This is a genomic window from Streptomyces sp. NPDC052496, assembly GCF_040679095.1.
Lineage (GTDB): Bacteria > Actinomycetota > Actinomycetes > Streptomycetales > Streptomycetaceae > Streptomyces.
Genome location: NZ_JBFAUH010000019.1, coordinates 130,560 through 147,375, shown reverse-complemented (window position 1 = coordinate 147,375; position 16,816 = coordinate 130,560). Strand labels below are relative to the sequence as shown.

The 16,816-nt window shown below is 73.0% G+C and carries 14 protein-coding genes; 7 read left to right on the top strand and 7 right to left on the bottom strand.

Features of this window, described 5'->3' with window-relative positions:
- Positions 1 to 36 precede the first annotated feature (36 nt).
- Together AB0L45_RS25095 and AB0L45_RS25090 are read right to left on the bottom strand one after the other, a co-directional pair.
- A complete protein-coding gene (locus AB0L45_RS25095) occupies positions 37 to 822 on the bottom strand; it encodes an SDR family oxidoreductase (protein WP_365843526.1) in 786 nt (261 codons plus the stop codon).
- Positions 823 to 924: 102 nt separating this feature from the next.
- Entirely contained in the window at positions 925 to 2,181 is a 1,257-nt protein-coding gene (locus tag AB0L45_RS25090) for a PLP-dependent aminotransferase family protein (RefSeq protein WP_365843627.1), read from the bottom strand.
- 199 nt (positions 2,182 to 2,380) lie between these two features.
- Here AB0L45_RS25090 and AB0L45_RS25085 point away from each other — a divergent pair, with 199 nt between their 5' ends.
- The gene (locus AB0L45_RS25085) at positions 2,381 to 3,274 is read left to right on the top strand and encodes a hypothetical protein (protein ID WP_365843524.1); all 894 of its coding nucleotides are present in this window, start codon (positions 2,381 to 2,383) and stop codon (positions 3,272 to 3,274) included.
- A gap of 181 nt (positions 3,275 to 3,455) precedes the next feature.
- Here the strand turns inward: AB0L45_RS25085 and AB0L45_RS25080 are convergent, their stop codons facing one another.
- The 3 genes from AB0L45_RS25080 to AB0L45_RS25070 all read right to left on the bottom strand — a co-directional run bounded on the left by AB0L45_RS25080 (position 3,456) and on the right by AB0L45_RS25070 (position 5,932).
- On the bottom strand, positions 3,456 to 3,665 hold the full coding sequence (locus tag AB0L45_RS25080) for a DUF397 domain-containing protein (protein ID WP_365843522.1): 210 nt from the start codon (positions 3,663 to 3,665) through the stop codon (positions 3,456 to 3,458).
- Between the two features lie 201 nt (positions 3,666 to 3,866).
- Entirely contained in the window at positions 3,867 to 4,733 is an 867-nt protein-coding gene (locus tag AB0L45_RS25075; RefSeq protein WP_365843520.1) for a helix-turn-helix transcriptional regulator, read from the bottom strand.
- 425 nt (positions 4,734 to 5,158) lie between these two features.
- Positions 5,159 to 5,932 carry a GPP34 family phosphoprotein gene (locus AB0L45_RS25070; RefSeq protein ID WP_365843518.1) on the bottom strand — a complete coding sequence of 258 codons (774 nt, stop codon included), beginning with the start codon at positions 5,930 to 5,932 and terminating at the stop codon, positions 5,159 to 5,161.
- A gap of 248 nt (positions 5,933 to 6,180) precedes the next feature.
- On the opposite strand from AB0L45_RS25070, the gene AB0L45_RS25065 reads away from it, so the two are divergent.
- Both AB0L45_RS25065 and AB0L45_RS25060 read left to right on the top strand, forming a co-directional pair.
- Complete coding sequence (locus tag AB0L45_RS25065) at positions 6,181 to 9,120, top strand: D-alanyl-D-alanine carboxypeptidase (RefSeq protein WP_365843516.1); 2,940 nt, start codon at positions 6,181 to 6,183, stop codon at positions 9,118 to 9,120.
- Positions 9,121 to 9,423: 303 nt separating this feature from the next.
- On the top strand, positions 9,424 to 10,980 hold the full coding sequence (locus AB0L45_RS25060; RefSeq protein WP_365843514.1) for a glycosyltransferase family 39 protein: 1,557 nt from the start codon (positions 9,424 to 9,426) through the stop codon (positions 10,978 to 10,980).
- On the opposite strand, the gene AB0L45_RS25055 is transcribed toward AB0L45_RS25060, so the two are convergent.
- Complete coding sequence (locus AB0L45_RS25055) at positions 10,977 to 11,723, bottom strand: winged helix-turn-helix domain-containing protein (protein ID WP_365843512.1); 747 nt, start codon at positions 11,721 to 11,723, stop codon at positions 10,977 to 10,979. The genes AB0L45_RS25060 and AB0L45_RS25055 overlap by 4 nt on opposite strands.
- A gap of 64 nt (positions 11,724 to 11,787) precedes the next feature.
- Between AB0L45_RS25055 and AB0L45_RS25050 the strand changes: the two genes are divergently transcribed.
- Positions 11,788 to 12,837, top strand: coding sequence for a hypothetical protein (locus AB0L45_RS25050; protein WP_365843510.1), 1,050 nt, complete (start codon positions 11,788 to 11,790; stop codon positions 12,835 to 12,837).
- On the top strand, positions 12,834 to 13,868 hold the full coding sequence (locus tag AB0L45_RS25045) for an isocitrate lyase/phosphoenolpyruvate mutase family protein (RefSeq protein WP_365843508.1): 1,035 nt from the start codon (positions 12,834 to 12,836) through the stop codon (positions 13,866 to 13,868). The genes AB0L45_RS25050 and AB0L45_RS25045 overlap by 4 nt, the downstream gene beginning before the upstream one ends.
- 96 nt (positions 13,869 to 13,964) lie before the next feature.
- On the opposite strand, the gene AB0L45_RS25040 is transcribed toward AB0L45_RS25045, so the two are convergent.
- Positions 13,965 to 14,252, bottom strand: a complete 288-nt coding sequence (locus tag AB0L45_RS25040; RefSeq protein WP_365843506.1) for a hypothetical protein — start codon at positions 14,250 to 14,252, stop codon at positions 13,965 to 13,967.
- A 306-nt stretch (positions 14,253 to 14,558) separates the two neighbouring features.
- Between AB0L45_RS25040 and AB0L45_RS25035 the strand changes: the two genes are divergently transcribed.
- Complete coding sequence (locus AB0L45_RS25035) at positions 14,559 to 15,293, top strand: hypothetical protein (protein ID WP_365843504.1); 735 nt, start codon at positions 14,559 to 14,561, stop codon at positions 15,291 to 15,293.
- The gene (locus AB0L45_RS25030; RefSeq protein ID WP_365843502.1) at positions 15,290 to 16,798 is read left to right on the top strand and encodes a HAMP domain-containing sensor histidine kinase; all 1,509 of its coding nucleotides are present in this window, start codon (positions 15,290 to 15,292) and stop codon (positions 16,796 to 16,798) included. Before AB0L45_RS25035 ends, AB0L45_RS25030 begins: the two co-directional genes overlap by 4 nt.
- Positions 16,799 to 16,816 lie beyond the last annotated feature (18 nt).

Genomic DNA, 16,816 nt, shown 5'->3' with positions numbered 1-16,816 from the left:
TGAGGGAATCAGCGGGTTTGAGAGATTCGGCGGGGCCTAGCGCATGATCTCCCCGGCGTTCACCAGCAGCGACTGGCCGGTGATCGCCCGCGCCCGGTCGGACGCCAGGAAGACCGCGGTCTGCGCGACATCGGCGTCCGTCGCCATCTCCGGCAGCGCCATCCGCGCGGTGAGCCGGTCCAGCACCTCGCGCTCCGGTACGCCCTCGGCGTGCGCCGCGTACCGTACGTACGCCTCGACCTGCGGCCCCCACATCCAGCCCGGCTGCACGGTGTTGACCCGTATCCGGCGCGGCCCCAGCTCCCGCGCCAGCGAGTACATCGCCGAAACCAGCGCCCCCTTGGACGCCGCGTACGCCGCCTGCCGCACCTCGGACGGCGCGGCGACCGACGACTGGGTGCCGATCAGCACGACCGACCCGCCGCCGCGCTCCGTCATCGACGGCAGGCAGGCGCGCGTCATGCGCAGCGCGCCGAACAGGTTGATGTCCACGACCTGCTGCCAGGCGCCGAAGTCGGCGTCCGCCAGCCCGCCGAAGTGCGAGTCCAGGGCGGCCACCTGTACGACGGCGTCGACGCCCCCGAAGCGCTCGGTGGCGAGGGCGGCCAGGGCGGCGCACTGTTCCTCGTCCGCGATGTCCGTCACCCGCCAGGCGACGCGCTCGCCGGACGGGTCGGCCTGCGCCGCCGTCCCGGCGAGGCGAGCCTCCGTACGGGCACCGAGCACCACCGAGGCGCCCTCCCGTGCGCACGCCGTCGCCACCTGGTGACCGAGACCGGCGCCGACGCCCGAGACGACGACGGTCTTGTCCCGCAGCAGCATGCGCGCCTCCAGGGCGGTACGCCGATCGGTGGCGGTGGCGGTGGCGGTGGCGACCGGCGGTAGGTGACGGGCCGTCAGGATAAGTGCGGCCGCCCACGATGGCTACGCCCGTACACTCCGCAGGGTCTTCGCCAGCCGCAGCAGGCCCTCCCGGATCTCCTCCGGCGGATGCGTCACGAAGGACAGCCGCATGGCTCCCGGGTCGGCCGGCCCCGCGTAGAAGGGCGCGCCGGGCACGTACGCCACGTCGTGCCTGACCACCTCGGGCAGCAGCGCCGTCGCGTCGTACCCGGCGGGCATCGTCGCCCAGACGAACATCCCGCCGTCCGGCCGGTTCCAGCGCGAGCCCTCGGGCAGGGCGTCGCCCAGGCCGTCCACCAGGGCGTCGCGCCGGGCGCGGTAGGCGCCGCGCACCCGGTCCAGGTGGGCGTCCAGGCCGGGGCCCGCCAGGTACCGGGCGGCCGCCGCCTGGTCGACCGTCGAGGTGTGCAGGTCCGCCGCCTGCTTGGCGATGACGCAGGCGCGGCGCAGTGCGTCCGGCGCGCGCAGCCAGCCCAGCCGCAGCCCGGGCGCCACGATCTTGGAGAAGGACCCGAGCAGCGCCGTACGGTCCTCGGCGCCCGGGAACGAAGCGAGGTACGGCACCGCCTCGCCCTCGAAGCGCAGCTCCCCGTACGGGTCGTCCTCCAGGAGCCACAGGCCGCGCCGGGTCGCCACCCGGGCCACCGCGGCCCGCCGCTCGGCGGACAGCGTCCGGCCCGTCGGGTTCTGGAACGTCGGTACGAGGTAGAGCAGCTTCGGCCGCTCGCGCGCGGCGATCTCGTCCAGCGCTGCCGGGTCCAGGCCCGCGTCGTCGGCCGGCACCGGCACCACCCGCGCGCCCGCCAGCGAGAAGACCTGGAGCGCCGCCAGGTAGCACGGGTCCTCGACCAGCACCGTGTCGCCGGGCTCCAGCAGGGCCGAGGCCAGCAGGGACAGGCCCTGCTGCGAGCCGGTGGTGACCAGCAGGTCGTCCGGCCCGGTGTCGAGGCCGCGGGCGCTCACCCGGGCGGCCACGGCCGCGCGCAGGGCCGGGTCGCCCTCGGTCGTCGAGTACTGGAGCGCCTGCCGCGGCGCCTCTTCGAGTACGTGCCGGAAGGCGGCGGTGATACCGCCGGTGTCGAACAGCTCGCCCGCCGGCAGCCCGCCGGCGAAGGATATGACCTCGGGCCGGGCGGTCAGGGCGAGAATCTCGCGTACCGGGGAGCCGCCGGTCTGCGCCGCCCGCGCGGCGAGCGGCGGGGCGGGGCGGCTGCCGGTCGGCAGGGTGTCCGGGGTGTCCGGGGCGTCCGGGGCGTCCGGGGTGTCCAGGGCGTTCATGGCGTTCATGGCGTTCTCCCGTCGTGGTGCCGCCTGCGCCGCGGGCGCGCGAAGTCGTCCGTCCCTCGATAGGTGCAGGGTGCAGGGAGCTTAGTTGCGGACTCCGGGGGTGCGCAGGAGTGCCCGCATGGTGAGCGGAGTGTGCTGCTGCCGCCGCACCCCTCCTCAGCTGGCGAGGCGTCAGCTACACCTGAGGGGCATGACCCATGACCCCGGCACGCACCGTCAACCGGACACCCGCAGCGACACCTACGCCGACCTGGCCGCCGTCGGCCCCTACGGAGTGCGCCCCGGACACGCGCTGATCACCCTGGTCGAGCCGCACCCGGGCCACGAGTACAGCTACAACCGCTGGTACGAGGACGACCATTACCTGGCCGGCGCGATGGCGATGCCCTGGATCTTCGCGGGCCGCCGCTGGGTCGCCACCCGCGACCTCCAGCTGCTGCGCCACCCCGAGCGCTCCGCCGTCGCCCACCCGGTCACCGCTGGCTGCTACCTCGCCACGTACTGGATCACCGAAGGACGCTACGCCGACCACATGCGGTGGACCGTCGCCATCAACCGGCGGCTGAACGCCGACGGCCGGATCCACCACGACCGTACGCACGTCTTCACGGCCTTCCACGACCACCAGGCCACCGTCTACCGGGACGGCCCCCGGGGGCCGCGCGACTTCCACGCCCTGGACCATCCGTACGCCGGACTGGTCGTCGAGGTGGTCGACGCGGCGGACGCGGCGGGCCGCGCCGCGCTGCTGCGGTGGCTGGTGGAGGAACGGCTGCCGCGCCGGCTGGCGGGCTCGCCGGCGGCCATGGTCACCGTCTTCCGGCCCACGACGCTGCCGGCGGACCGGATGGCGTACATCCGGCAGGCGGAGGGCGTGGACACCCGGCTGACGCTGCTGTGGTTCCTCCAGGAGGATCCGCGGGCGTGCTGGGAGCCGTGGTTCACGGGGCTGGACGGGCGGCGGGGCGGCGCCCGCGGTGGGGACGGAGAGGGCGCCGGTGCGGGGCTGGGGAGGGTGGAGCTGGTCGCGCCGTTCGTCCCGACGGTGCCCGGGACGGACCGGTACGTGGACGAGCTGCGCTGAGGAGCCGCTGCGCCCGGGGTGCCGGGGGTGCCCGGGGTGACCCGGGTGCCGCGCTCCGGGCCTGCCCGTGGGCAAGGCCGAGCCCCCTCGGCCGGGACGGCGATCCAGTCGAGAGGGCTCTGGGGTGGTGCAGGTCATGCGGTGCGCGGTACGCGGTGTGCGGTCACCGGAACCGGGCGGCTCAGGTCAGGTCGTACGCGCCTTTGCTCACGCCCGCCACGAAGGTGCTCCACGCGGAGGTGTCGAAGGTCAGGCGCGGGCCGTCGGGGTTCTTGGAGTCACGGACGGCGATGGCGGCGGGCGCCGGGACGGCGATCTCGACACAGGCGCCGTTGCCGCCGGAGTACGAGGACTTCGTCCAGGAAAACGCGGAATTGGGCTGAATGGCCATGTTCACTCCGACTCGCTCTGGGTTGCACCGCGTTGCCGCGGATTCGGTAGTCCCGACGCTACGCGCCAACATCACCGACGGCAGGAGTAGTTCACCCATCCGTATGGCATATTCCTTGATCTCTTTCCAAGGGAGTGCACCTCGGTGTACGGTGCCGGACTTCCTTCCGGAATCCTGGATTCAGCCATTCTGGTGCCACGATCACGCCATGCTGTCCGCGTGCCGCTTCGACGCCGCGGCGATGAACTCCCGGCTCTGGTCCGCACTCAGGGCCTGGGCCCGCAGATGCTCGTACATGATCGTGTACTTGTGTACGTCGTTGGTCTTCTCCAGATACAGATCACTGGTGACGCCCTCGATGTAGACCACGCTCGAATCCGCCGCGTCGTCGAACTCCAGGATCGAGAACGTGCCCGACATGCCGGCGTGCGCGCCCGCGTCGTACGGCAGCACCTGCACCGTCACATGCGGCAGATTGCTGACCTCCACGAGGTGGTCGAGCTGCTCGCGCATGATGAGGTGGCTGCCCACGACCCGCCGCAGCGCGCTCTCGTCCAGGACGACCCACAGGCGCAGCGGATTGTCGGGGTGGTTGACTCTTTCCTGGCGGCGCATCCGCACCTGGATGCGTTTTTCCAGTTGCTCCTGGGTCAGTTCCGGGACCGTGCCGGGAATGACGGCCTCGGCATATCCGGGCGTCTGCAAGAGGCCCGGTACGAGCAGCGACTCATACACCCGCAGCGACGCCGCCTCGGTCTCCAGACCGATGTAGACGCTGTACGGGATGTCGCCGAACGCGTGCCACCAGCCCTGCTGGCGGGAGTCCTTGGCCATCTGCATCAGCGAATCGACGACCCGGTGGTCGTCGACCTCGTACACCCCGCACAGATCCCGGACGTCCCGCTGGCTGATGCTGCGGCGGCCGTTCTCCAGCCGGCTGATCTTCGACTGCGACACGAGCAGGCGCTCGGCGACCTCCTCGGCCGTCATGCCCTTCAGCTCGCGAAGCCTGCGCAGCTCCTGGCCCAGCCGGCGCCGCCGGACGGTGGGATTGATGTTGGACGCCACGGGACGTGCACCTCCGGCTCCGTACTGCTGATTTCTCCTGCTCAGCAGATTGCCATCCCAGGTCCGCGCAGCGCAGTGGAATGGACACACAAGGCGAGCGGACGTGCGCGCGGGGTGGCGGGCCCGGCCGTCGTCCGGAACGGCCGTGCCCGCCACCCCGCGCTTGCTGCGGCTCCCGAACGGGACTGTGGGGACGGTGGTGCGGGTCGTGCGGGTGCTGGGGTGGTGCGGTTGCTGCGATGGTGCGGGTGCTGGGGTGGTGCTGGTGGTGCGGGTGCTGGTGGTGCGGTGGATACGTGCGGCTCCGTGCGCCTGCTGTGGGGGCGCCGGGTGTACACGTGGTGCGCCTGACACACACCACACGTGGGTGCCACGTGGTGTGTTCGCGCTACAGCAACTGCTGGTGGTGCGGTGCCGACCCGTCGTCAGCGCGCGCCGACGCGGGCCATGGCCCCGTGCCGCGGCTGTGCCGGAACGCCCGCCGGCTCGGCTGCGATACGGGCCGCGGGCTGCCTGCCCGCTCCCGGCCCGGATCCCGCTCCGGACGCCGCCACCGGTGCGCGCCTCGGCTGCGCCGCGACGCCGTTCTGCACATCCATGACGGCATGTGCGACCAGCCCGCCCATCGGGTCGTGCCGGATCAGGTCCCGGAGACGGGAGCGCGAGGAGCGCCCTTCGTTCCCGGGATACAGGTGCTTGCCGAGACCGACCGCGTGGGCCAGCGCGGCGAGCGCCGCGGTCCGCGGGTCCGGCGGTACGCCGGTGCGGATCGCGCTGTCCAGCCGGTTCTTGATCTCCCGGCTGATGGCCGTGTCCGTCGCCTGGTAGCGAGTCGTCGGCAGCACCCCGCACATCTGGCCCGCCACGGCATGGACCATGCCGCACCGCTCCAGATGCGTGAGATACGTCTGGCGCAGCCCCAGCCGGGGCCCGCCGATCCAGTGGACGGCGCGCACCGGGCTGCCGCGTCGGCGCAGCAGTTCGAGCGCGGAGTCCAAAGTCGGATCTCCGGTCGGCCGTGGCAGCACCACGGCGATACGATCCCCGTCAGGGGCTATCCGTCCGGCCAGAGCCAGCTCTACTAGCTGTGCCCCGGCCAGACCGAGGTCGAGCGACTGCGGCTGCGCTGTGGTTCCCGTTGCCGGGTCCAAAGCGAGCAGCAGAAGCTCCTCCGGAATTGTTCTGCGGCTCCTGCCCATCCATGCCTCCCCGCGTGGATGAATGACAGGGTGACCCCTCTCACATTCATCTGTCGAGAGCGCGTGGGGGGTTAGGCAGGGAACCTGTAGGTATGTCGTTCTCGTCTAGCACCTTGGCGACGCCTTCTGTGGGGCGGGGCGCCCAGCGTTTCGCGTGGCGGTGCGGGCGCGCCTCGCGGACACAGGACACTTGGGAACACTGGGCCAGACAGAGCGCGACGTATCGCGGACGTGTGAAGGAGACATAGGTGGCGGGCGAGTCCCCCGGCAAGCCGGAGCAGAAGCAGTCGTCGGGGGAGACGGCGGGGAGCGAACGCGATCCGCGACTCGCGGTCTTCCGCGAATCTCCGGCCGAGCCGGCGAAGCCGGCCGGGAAGGCGAAGGCCGACGAGACCGACGAGACCGACGAGATCAGCGGAACCGGCGTATCCGACGAGACGGCCGAGGCCGAAAAGTCCGATAAGGCGGACAAGGCTGACGCGGGCAAGGCTGACAAGGGCGGCGAGGGCGGTACGGCCGGCGCCGAGGGCGAGGGCCGGGACGAACGACTGCGGGAAGCGGTCGCCGCCTGGGTGGCGACCAAGGACGACGACGGTGACGAGGACGGGTCCGGCGACGCCGCCGGAGCTGGTACGGACGCGGAGAAGGAAACGCGTGCGAAGGCTGAGGCGGGGGAGGCGCCGGTGACGAAGGCGTCGGCCAAGAGCGTGGCGAAGGGTACGACGAAGGGCGCGGCGAAGCGTGGCGCTTCGGAGGAGGCGTCGAAGAGCGCCGCCGAGGGCGCCGCGAAGGATGCCCCCAAGAGCGCCGAGAAGGCCGCTTCCGCGGCCGGGGGCGCTGCCGGGGGTACGGACGGCCCCGATGCCCCTGAGCGGGCCGCGCAGCCCGTCGACCAGCCGACGGCGATCTTCAAGGCACCGAGCTTCGAAGAGGGCGGCGAGAAGCCCGCCGACGAGGCCACGCGAGTGTTCTCGATCGCAAAGCAGAAGGGTGCGGACGAGGGGGCCGGCAAGGACGTGACTGCGGCCGGGGCGAAGGGTGCGAAGGCCGGCGCGAAGGGCTCAAAGCCTGACGAGAAGGCCGAAGCTTCCGGCGAGAAGTCCGCTGCCGAGGCCGCCGCCCCGAAGTCCGGGGAGCCTGCCGAAAAGGGCGCTGAAAAGGGCGCTGAAGCTGAAAAGGGCGCTGAAAAGGCCGCCGGAAAGCCCGACCCGAAGCCCGACCCGAAGTCCGAGGGCAAGGCCGAGCCGAAGTCGGAGGCCGAGCCCGCTGCCCCGAAGTCCGCCGAAAAGCCCGACCCCAAGTCGGACAAGCCCGGCGACAAGTCTGACGCCAAGTCCGGCCCGAACTCCGACGCCAAGCCCGACGCCGAGTCCGATCCCAAGCCCGACGCCAAGTCCGGCCCGAAGTCCGACGCCAAGAAGTCCCCGGTCGACCAGCCGACCACCGCGATCAAGGCCGTACGGCCCCCCGGTGCCGCGGAGTCGGACGGGGAGCGCACCAGCCAGTTCGTGGCGCTGAAGTCCACCGATCCGCAGCCGATCAAGCCGCCGCGGCCGGTCGGCGGTGACAAGCCCGGCAAGGCGGGCAAGGGCGGCAAGGCGGCGGCCAAGGGCGCCGTAAAGGCCGACGAGAAGGACGGGAAGCCGGGCACCGGGCCGGGCGCGCAGCCCGCTGCCGAGCCGGACGTCGCCCCGGGCACGAAGTGGGGCGCGAAGGCCGCCGGCAAGACCGGTGCCGCTTCCGGCGCGCAGCCGGCCGCGAAGACCGGTGCCACCGAGGCGCCCGCCGCCGCTGCCGTGACCGGTGCCACCGCACAGCCGGGCGCCACCGCACAGCCCGGCGCGCTGCCCGACTCGGAGCAGACCAAGCAGCAGCCGCTGCCGCCGCTGGACCTGCTGGCGCAGCTGACCAACACCCCGCCGCCGCCCGAGACCCCGCTGCGCGTCGTCGCCCGCCGGTTCAAGATCTGGACCCCGCTGGTGATCCTGCTGGCGGTCATCTTCGTCGTCGTGCAGCAGGTGCGTCCGCTGCCCGACCCGACCCTGGCGCTGGGCGAGAAGACCTCGTACACCTTCGACGGCGACAAGTTCCAGATGCCGTGGCCGGGTGAGGGCCAGGCCGCGGCGAAGGTCGTGGGCGCGGGCAGCCTCGGTTCGTACGGCAGCGAGAAGCCGGTGCCGACGGCGAGCGTCGCCAAGATAATGACGGCGTACGTGATCCTGAAGGACCACCCGCTGAAGAAGGACGAGGAAGGCCCGAAGGTCAAGATCGACGACGCGGCGGTCAAGGACGCCGAGTCGAAGAACGAGTCGCGGGTGATGGGCCTCAAGGCGGGCGACGAGTACTCCGAGCGGCTGATGCTGCAGATGCTCATGATCCCGTCCGGCAACAACATCGCCCGGCTGCTGGCGCGCTGGGACACCCAGTCCTCGACCGTGGACGCGTTCGTCAAGAAGATGAACGACGCCGCCAAGGACCTGGGCATGAAGAACACCACGTACACCGACCCCAGTGGGCTGAACAAGACCACCGTCAGCACCGCCGTCGACCAGCTGAAGCTGGCCGAGGAGGTCATGAAGATGCCCGCGTTCCGGCAGGTCGTCGCGATGCCGAACGCCGACAAGGGCCTCCCGGAGCGGATCTACAACAACAACAACCTGATGTCCGAGCACCGCGAGCTGAGCATCAAGGGCATCAAGACCGGCTCCAGCACGGCGGCCGGCGGCGCGCTGGTGTGGGCGGCCTACAAGGGTGTGGACGGCAAGGACCAGCTGATCCTCGGCGCCACGATGGATCAGCACGCCAAGGGCCTGGACCCGGACGGCAGCACCAGCCTCCGGCTGGTCCAGGACCGCACCAAGCCCATGATCGAGGCCATCCGCAACGCGCTGACCTCCGCCACCACCGTGAAGAAGGGCCAGGTCGTCGGCTACGTGGACGACGGTGTGGGCGGGCAGACGCCGGTCGTGGCGACGAAGGACCTGAAGGCGATCGGCGTGCCCGGCCAGAAGATCGAGTTCAAGATCGGCCCCGCCGCCGGCAAGCCGGTCCCGCACGAGGCCAAGGCCGGGACGGTGGTCGGCGAGCTGACCGTCGGTTCCGGTGCGAGCGCGGCGAAGGTGCCGGTGGCCCTGCAGAAGGACCTGGCCGAGCCCACGTTCGGAGCGAAGCTGACGCGGATCGGCTGACGCAGCTCGACCGGCATGAGCCGGCCGGCATGAGCCGACCGACATGAGCCGGCCGACACGGGTCGGTTGAGCGCGGACGGACGTACAGCCGCCGCGCACCGGTGGGCCCCGGCCTGCCGGTGCGCGGCGGCTGTCGTACGGTCTAACCGTGTCCGCCCTGCCCCGCACTGTCCTGTACTGTCCGCCCGTCCCGGTGAAGCGGAGCCCGCCATCGATGTAGCGCAGACCGCGTACGCGTCCCCCGCGCGCGCCCGGAGCGTCTGGGCGTCCCGGGGGGCCGTCGCGCTGTTTCCGGCCGCGCTGATGCTCGTACTGGGGCTGTGGGGCATCCGGCGCCAGGACAGCATGTGGCGGGACGAGGCGGTCACGTACGACATGGCGCACCGCACCCTGGCGGAGCTGTGGCCCACCCTCCAGACCGTGGACGCGGTGCACGGCCTGTACTACGTGCTGATGCGCGGCTGGTTCCTCGTCTTCGACGGGGGTGTGGTGGCTCTGCGGCTGCCGTCCGTGGTCGCGATGGCGGCGGCCGCCGCCGGCGTCACCCTGCTGGGCAAGCAGCTGGCGGGCCGGCGGGCGGGGCTCTTCGCGGGCCTCGTCTTCGTGCTGCTGCCGATGGTGCAGCAGTACGCGCAGGAGGGCCGCTCCTACGCGATGGTCTGCGCACTGGTGGTGTGGTCCACATACCTCCTGGCGCGGGTCACCGCCCGGCCGTGCAGGCGCCTGTGGGCGGGGTACGCGGCGCTGTCGCTGACCGCCTGCCTGATGCACGAGTTCGCCGTGCTGGTCCTGCCCGCGCACGGCGCCGCCGTCGTCCTGTCCGGGCTGCCGCGCGCGGTGCGCCGGGCCTGGTGCGTGGCGGCGGGCGCGGTGGTCGCCGGCCTGGTGCCGCTGGCCCTGTTCAGCATGGGGCAGTCGGAACAGCTCGCCTGGCTCCAGTGGCCCAACCCCGTCCAGCTGGGCACCTTCATCGCCCTGGTGCTGGGCGGCCTGCTCTGCTCCCGCGCCCCGGTCGCCCGCGCGGGCCGGCAGCGGCTGCGGCTGCGGCCGGTCGCGTTCCCCCTGCTGGTCCTGCCCACGGCCCTGCTGGTGCTGCTCTCCCAGCTCAAGCCGATGTACGTGGACCGCTACGTCCTGTACTACGTGGCCGGCTTCGCCCTCCTGGCGGGCGCGGCGCTCGACTGGGTACTGCGCCCGCCGGGACGCCGCGGCCAGACCCGGCGCCGGGTGCTGTACCGGTCCGCCGCGCTCGTCGCCGTACTGGCGCTGCTCGTCCCCGTCAACCTCTTCCTGCGCAGCCCGCAGAGCCGTACCGACGACGCGATCGCGGTGACCCACGCCGTCCAGGAACTGTCCTCGCCGGGCGACGGCGTGCTGTTCCTCCCCGCCCGGCGCCGGGTGTGGACGGCGGCCGCGCCGCACGAGTTCCACCGCCTGCGGGACCTGGCGCTCGACGAGAGCCCGGTGGACTCGCACACCCTGTACGGCACCGAGCTGTCCGGCGACCGTGTGCACGCGCACATGATGCGGGCCCGCCGTATCGTCGCGGTCGGCGACGCGAAGGGGCAGCCGCTCGACCGGACCGATCAGGAGATCGCCAAGCGGACCACCCTGAAGTCCGCGTTCCAGGCCTGCGCGATGAGGGACGTGAAGGGCGCGCGGATCACGCTCTACGCCCGTCCTGGGCAGTGCCCGGGGGCGGGGATGAAGGCGGAGCCGGGGGCGGGGACGAGAGTGGGCACAGGAACGGGAGCGGGGACGGGATCGGATACAGGACCGGGGCCGGGATCGGGATCGGGACCGGGGTCGGGATCGGGATCGGGATCGGGGTCGGGGTCGGGGTCGGTCCGGTCCCGCTAGAGCAGCTCCGCCGCCTCCGCGTCCAGGCCGAGCAGGTCACGCAGCGCCTCGGCCCCCGTGGGCGTCAGCCGTACGGCCCGGCCGCTGCCGATACGCCGTACCCACGCCCGTTCCAGCAGCCCCGTGCACAGCCGCGCGCCCGCCACACCGGCCAGGTGCTGCCGCCGCTCGGTCCAGTCCAGGCAGCCGCGGGCCGTCGGGCGCCGGCCCGCGCGGAGCGCGGCGGCATCAGTGGCCAGGGCCTCGGCGAACCAGGTACGGCCCGCGCCGGTGAGCGCGAAGCCGCCGTCCTGGTCGATCAGGCCACGCCCGGTCATCGCGTCCGTGACGGCCACGCCCAGCCGCCCGGCCAGGTGGTCGTAGCACGTGCGCCCGCGGGCCAGCGCGGCCGACGCGTTGGCGGCGCGCAGCCCGCGCGGCCGCTCGGCGGGCGGGTCCAGGTGCGCGGTCAGCCCTTCGATCAGTTCGGCGACGCGGGGGCTCGCGAGCTGCACGTACCGGTGGCGGCCCTGGCGGTGTTCCACGAGCAGCCCGCCCTCGGTCAGCCGCGTCAGGTGCTCGCTCGCGCTGGACGGCGCGACCCGCGCGTACGCGGCCAGTTCACCCGCCGTCCAGGCCCGCCCGTCCAACAGGGCCAGGCAGAACGCGGCCCGGGTGCGGTCCGCGAGGAGGCCCGCGAGGCGCGCGAGACCGATGCTGTGCGCCGGTGCCGCGTCCGGGCGCGGTGCCTGTGTGGTGGTCATGGGTCCATTGTGCGCGGGTACGTTTCGGCCGGGCCCGAAACGAGACGGGCCTACGGTCCTGTCCATGCAGATCTTGGATTCCTCGGACAACGTGGACGACGGCACGCGGGTCACACGCGTACCGGTCGGCCCGGAGGCGTTGACGGACCCGGACTGGGTGGTCCCGCCGGTGCCCCAGGACGTACCGGAAGGCACGATGGCCTGGCTGCGTGCACACGTCGCCCGCTTCAGCAGCGGCGACGCGCACACGCGGCGGCGGGCGCTGGCGGTCGGCCCGCTCGCCGGGCTGGACGGTGGTCCGCTCAGCGACGCGGATGCGGACGCGAACGTGGCCGCGAGCGCGGATGCGAACGCGAACGTGGATGCGAACGTGGATGCGGACGGAGCGCTGCGTGCCGCGGCGCGCGTACGGGCGGAGGAGCTGCTGCGGGCCTCGGGAACGGTCGAGGTGATGTCGCGGGTGGCACGTGTCGTCCCCGCCGAAGTGCTCGCCGCGTCCCTCGGGTTGGCGGTCACGGCGGAGACGGCCGCCCTGGTGGGTGACGTGGCCCGCGCGTACCACGCGCACGGCGAGACCGTCCCGGCCGCCGACCGCGCCCTCACCCGCCTCGTGGCGGTCTGCGGCGGTACGTGGGACGAGGCCACGGCGGCCCGGATCGGCCTGCTGGTGCAGGCGCACGACGCGACGGCGGGGCTGATCGGCAATGCCGCTCATCTGATGCTGGTGGGGGATGCGGGGGTGCCGTGGGCGGGGCGGGCGGCGCCGCCCGGGCCGGTCCCGGTCGAGGACTCCGGTACGGGCCGTCCGGTCACCGACCCCGTCACAGACCGACTGGATCAGGCGCTGCGCACCGATCCCCCCGTACGTGGCACCCTCCGCGCCCCCGTGGACGGCGGCGAGCCGGTACGGATCAGCCTGGTCAGCCCCGACGGATCGCTGGCCTTCGGAGCCGGGGCGCACGCCTGCCCCGGGCGCGCCCAGGCCCGGGCCCTCGCCGCCGGAGTGCTGGACGCGCTGCGCGCACGCGGCTGCCGCCTGGCAGGCCCGGAGATCACGTACGAACCGTCCGCGAACCTGCGGGTGCCGACGAAGCTGGAGGTGACGTGCGGATGAACACGGACCACGGAACGCCGACGAGCCCCACCGACCAGGCCCGTGCCGATCAGGTGCGTGCCGACCAGGCCCCTACCGACCAGGCCCCTACCGACCAGACCCCTGCCGGCCGGACTCACATCGCCCGCCCCCATGCCGACCGGACGCACGCCGCCCGACCCCGTACCGACCGTACGCACCTGACCCGCGCCTTCCACGCCCTGCACCACGCCGACGAGCCGCTGCTCCTGCCCAACGCCTGGGACGCCGCCTCGGCCGCCGCGCTCGCCGCCGCGGGCTTCGCCGCGATCGGCACCACGAGCCTGGGTGTCGCGGCCGCGCTGGGCGAACCCGACGGGCAGGGCTCGGCCACCGTACGGGATGCCACGGTCGCCTTCGCGCGACGGCTCGGCGACCGCCTGACCTGCCCCTTCACGGTGGACATCGAAGGCGGCTTCGGCGGCGGCCCGGAGGAAGTGGGAGCACTCGCGCGCGAGTTGGCGGCGGCCGGGGCGTCCGGCGTCAACCTGGAGGACGGGCTGCCGGGGCGGACGGGGGACGGCCCCCTGGTCGCGGCCGGGCAGCAGGCAGAGTTGATCCGCGCGGTCAAGGAGCATGCGCCGGAGCTCTACGTCAACGCCCGGGTCGACACGCACTGGCTCGTGGACGATCCCGCCACGCGGCCGCTGGACGAGACGCTGGCCCGTGCCGAAACGTATCTGGCGGCCGGGGCGGACGGCATCTTCGTACCGGGTGTCACCGACGAGCGGGCCCTCGCCACGCTCGTCGCAGGCATCCCGGCGCCGCTGAACGTCCTGTACGCGCCGGGCCGGCACCGCCTCGCCCGCCTGGCCGAGCTGGGCGTACGGCGCGTCAGTACCGGGTCACTGCTGTTCCGTTCGGCTCTGCACGCGGCCGTGACACTCGCCGAGTCCGTGCGTGCGGACGGGGTGGGTGGGGCGGTTGGGACGGCCGGGGGTGATGGTGCGGCCGGTGGGCCCGATCTCGCCGGGGTGCCCGGGTACGGGGAGGTGCAGCGGCTGGCGGAGTGAGGGGGCTTACGGGCGGGGGGCTTACGGGCGTGTGGGTTACGGGTGCGGGGGACCGAGGGCGGGGCGCGCGGGGTGCGGCGCGCCCTCGGCCGTCACTCAGGCCTGCTGTGCCTGGCGGCGGCGGTGCACCGCGACGCCCACGCTCGCCGCGCCCAGTACGCCGGCCGCACCCGCGAACCCGCCCGCGGGGAGGTGGCCGATCCGCTCGGCGACACCGGCGAGCCCGTCCGCGGGGAGCACGGCGGACAGGCGGCCCGTCGCGTGCTGGGTGGTGGCGGGGGAGGCGTCGGCGGCGAACGCGCCGCCCGCCGGGAGGAGCAGGGCGGCTGCGACACCGGTCGTGACGGCGGCGGTACGGAACACGGAGCGGCGCTTTGCCCGCATGAAACTACTCCTCGTCGTAGCGGCCCTGGCCGCCATAGGTCTGCTGTTTCGCTCGTCGTGCTTCATCGTTGTGCTTCATCGTCGTGCGGCGTGCGGCGTGCGGCGTGCGGATCTGCTCAGCCGTGCCGACGAAGAAGAATGTACGAGGTGTGTTTCACGGCGATCCGTAGGTTGTGTAACAGCCTGGATCCGCTCTGCGGGCAGTGATGTCACGGCATGAGCGTCGGTGACCGTAAGCGCGCCGCCACTATGGGTAGCTTTGTCTCGTTACGTTGATCTTTATCCGTACCGGGAAGGCGGTGGGCCGTGCGGTGCCGGACGTTCTCAGCGGCGGCGCCGTTCGTGGTGCTGCTGCCGCTCGCCCTGGTGGCCGGCTGCGCGGGCGTCGCGGGTCTGCACGACGACGGGCGCGCGCGGAACGTGAAGGCGCCACTGGCCCTGTGGGCGGACCGTACGCCCGCGCCGCGCATCCGCGACGAGGACCCCGGCGACCAGCGGGCCGTGCCGGGCCTCGCCCGGGTGCCCTCCGGCGACATGAAGGACACCCGCCCGGAGGCCGTCGTCCGGGCGGACTTCGCGGCCGACGGGGACCACCCGCCCGCCCCGGACGCCGTACGCAGCCCGGTCTTCCACGACCTCACCGACGACGGGAAGCCCGACCTGATCAGCGCGGTCGACCTGGACGCGCGGACCAGTCTGCTGCGCGTCTACAGCGTCCGGAACCAGGTCGTGACCCGCGTCCTGGCGCTGCGTGCCGTGCTCGCGGGCGTCGAACTGGCCGCGGGTCACCTCGCCGTCCGCGAGGCCACCAAGGACCCGCGCTACGTCAGCGTCACCGATTACGTGTGGGACGGCAGCCGGATGGGCCTGTGGGACCTCACCCTGGACGATTACCGGACGCCGCAGAACCCGCTGCCAACGGCAGCGTCGAGCCCTGCGAGCCCTGCGAGCCCTGCGAGCCACGAGAGCCCCGCAAGCCACGGGAGCCCCGCGAGCCCCGAGAACCCTGCGAGCTCCGAGAACTCTGCGAGCCCCGCATGACCCGCCCGTCGCGCCCGACCCGCCCGTCCCACCCCGGCCCCCGGGGCCTCCCGGCACTCTCCCTCCGCTGGAAGATCGCGCTCACCGTCACGGCGGTGTGCTGCGCCGTCGCCGCCGTACTGGGCGTCCTCGTCCACAACGCCGTCGCCCGCCAAACCGTCGGCCAGGTACGCAAGGAGACCCTCACGGACCTCGACGAAGCGCTGGACCTGTACGAGTACGGGACCTCCCGCGAGGGCTTGAACTCCGTCCTCGACCCCGCCGAACTCCCGGCGCCGCTCCGCACGTTGGTGCACCACGACCGCCGCGGCAGCATGGTCGGCACGTACCACGGGCAGCGCGTCATGTGGACGGCCGCGCCGGCCGGTGACCAGGTGCTGGCCGTCTGGTCCCCGTACGAGAACACCCGCCGCTCCCTGGAGAACCTGGACACGGCGATCTTCGGGTCCGCCGTCCTCGCCGCCACCGCCGTCGCCCTCGCCGGACTCTTCCTCGCGCACCGCATCAGCCGCCGGCTGAGCACCACGGCGGCCGTCGCACGCCGTATCACCGCGGGTGACCTGGACGCGCGGGTCGACGCCGAGGGGGCGGGCCGGCGGGCCCGGCCGGGCGCGAAGGACGAGGTGGCGGCGGTGGCCGCGGCGCTGGACTCGGTGGCAGGATCGCTCCAGGGCCGCCTCCAGGCCGAGCAGCGCTTCACCGCCGACGTCGCCCACGAACTGCGTACGCCGCTGACCGGCATCCTCGCCTCGGCCGAGCTGCTCCCCGAGGGCCGCCCCAAGGAGATGATCAACGACCGGCTGCGGGCGCTGCACCGGCTCACCGAGGACCTGCTGGAGATCTCCCGGCTCGACTCCGGCGCCGAACGTCCCGACCTGGCCGCGTACGAGCTGGGCGCGCTGGTCCGGAGTTCGGTGCGCGGCATGGGGCTCGACACCGAGGTACGGGTCGTGCGCGACGCGGTCGTACGGACGGACCGCCGCCGACTGGACCGCATTCTGTGCAACCTCGTCCTCAACGCCCACCGGCACGGGCGGCCCCCGGTGGTGGTGACCGTGGACGTACCGGGCGCCGGCGATGCCGCACCGGACGACGGACACGAAGCGAACGGAGTACGTGGAGCGCAGGAAGTACGTGGAGCGCAGGAAGTACGTGGAGCCCACGAAGCGCAGGGGGCGCAAGAAGTACGTGGAACCCACGAAGCACACGGAGCGCAGGGAGCCCACAGAACACGCGAGGCGCACGCAGCTCACGCATCACACCGAGGCGGCCCGCCCCCGGTACCCGTCGTCGAAGTCCGCGACCACGGGCCCGGCTTCCCGGACGAGCTGCTGCACCGCGGCCCGCAGCGCTTCCGTACCGACGCGCCGGGCCGTGGCAAGGGGCACGGTCTCGGCCTGACCATCGCGGTCGGCCAGGCAGCCGTCCTGGGCATCGAGCTGCACTTCACCAACGCACCGGACGGCGGCGCGCGAGCCGTCCTCCGCCTCGAAGCGGAGGACTGACCGGCGCCCCGGCCCCGG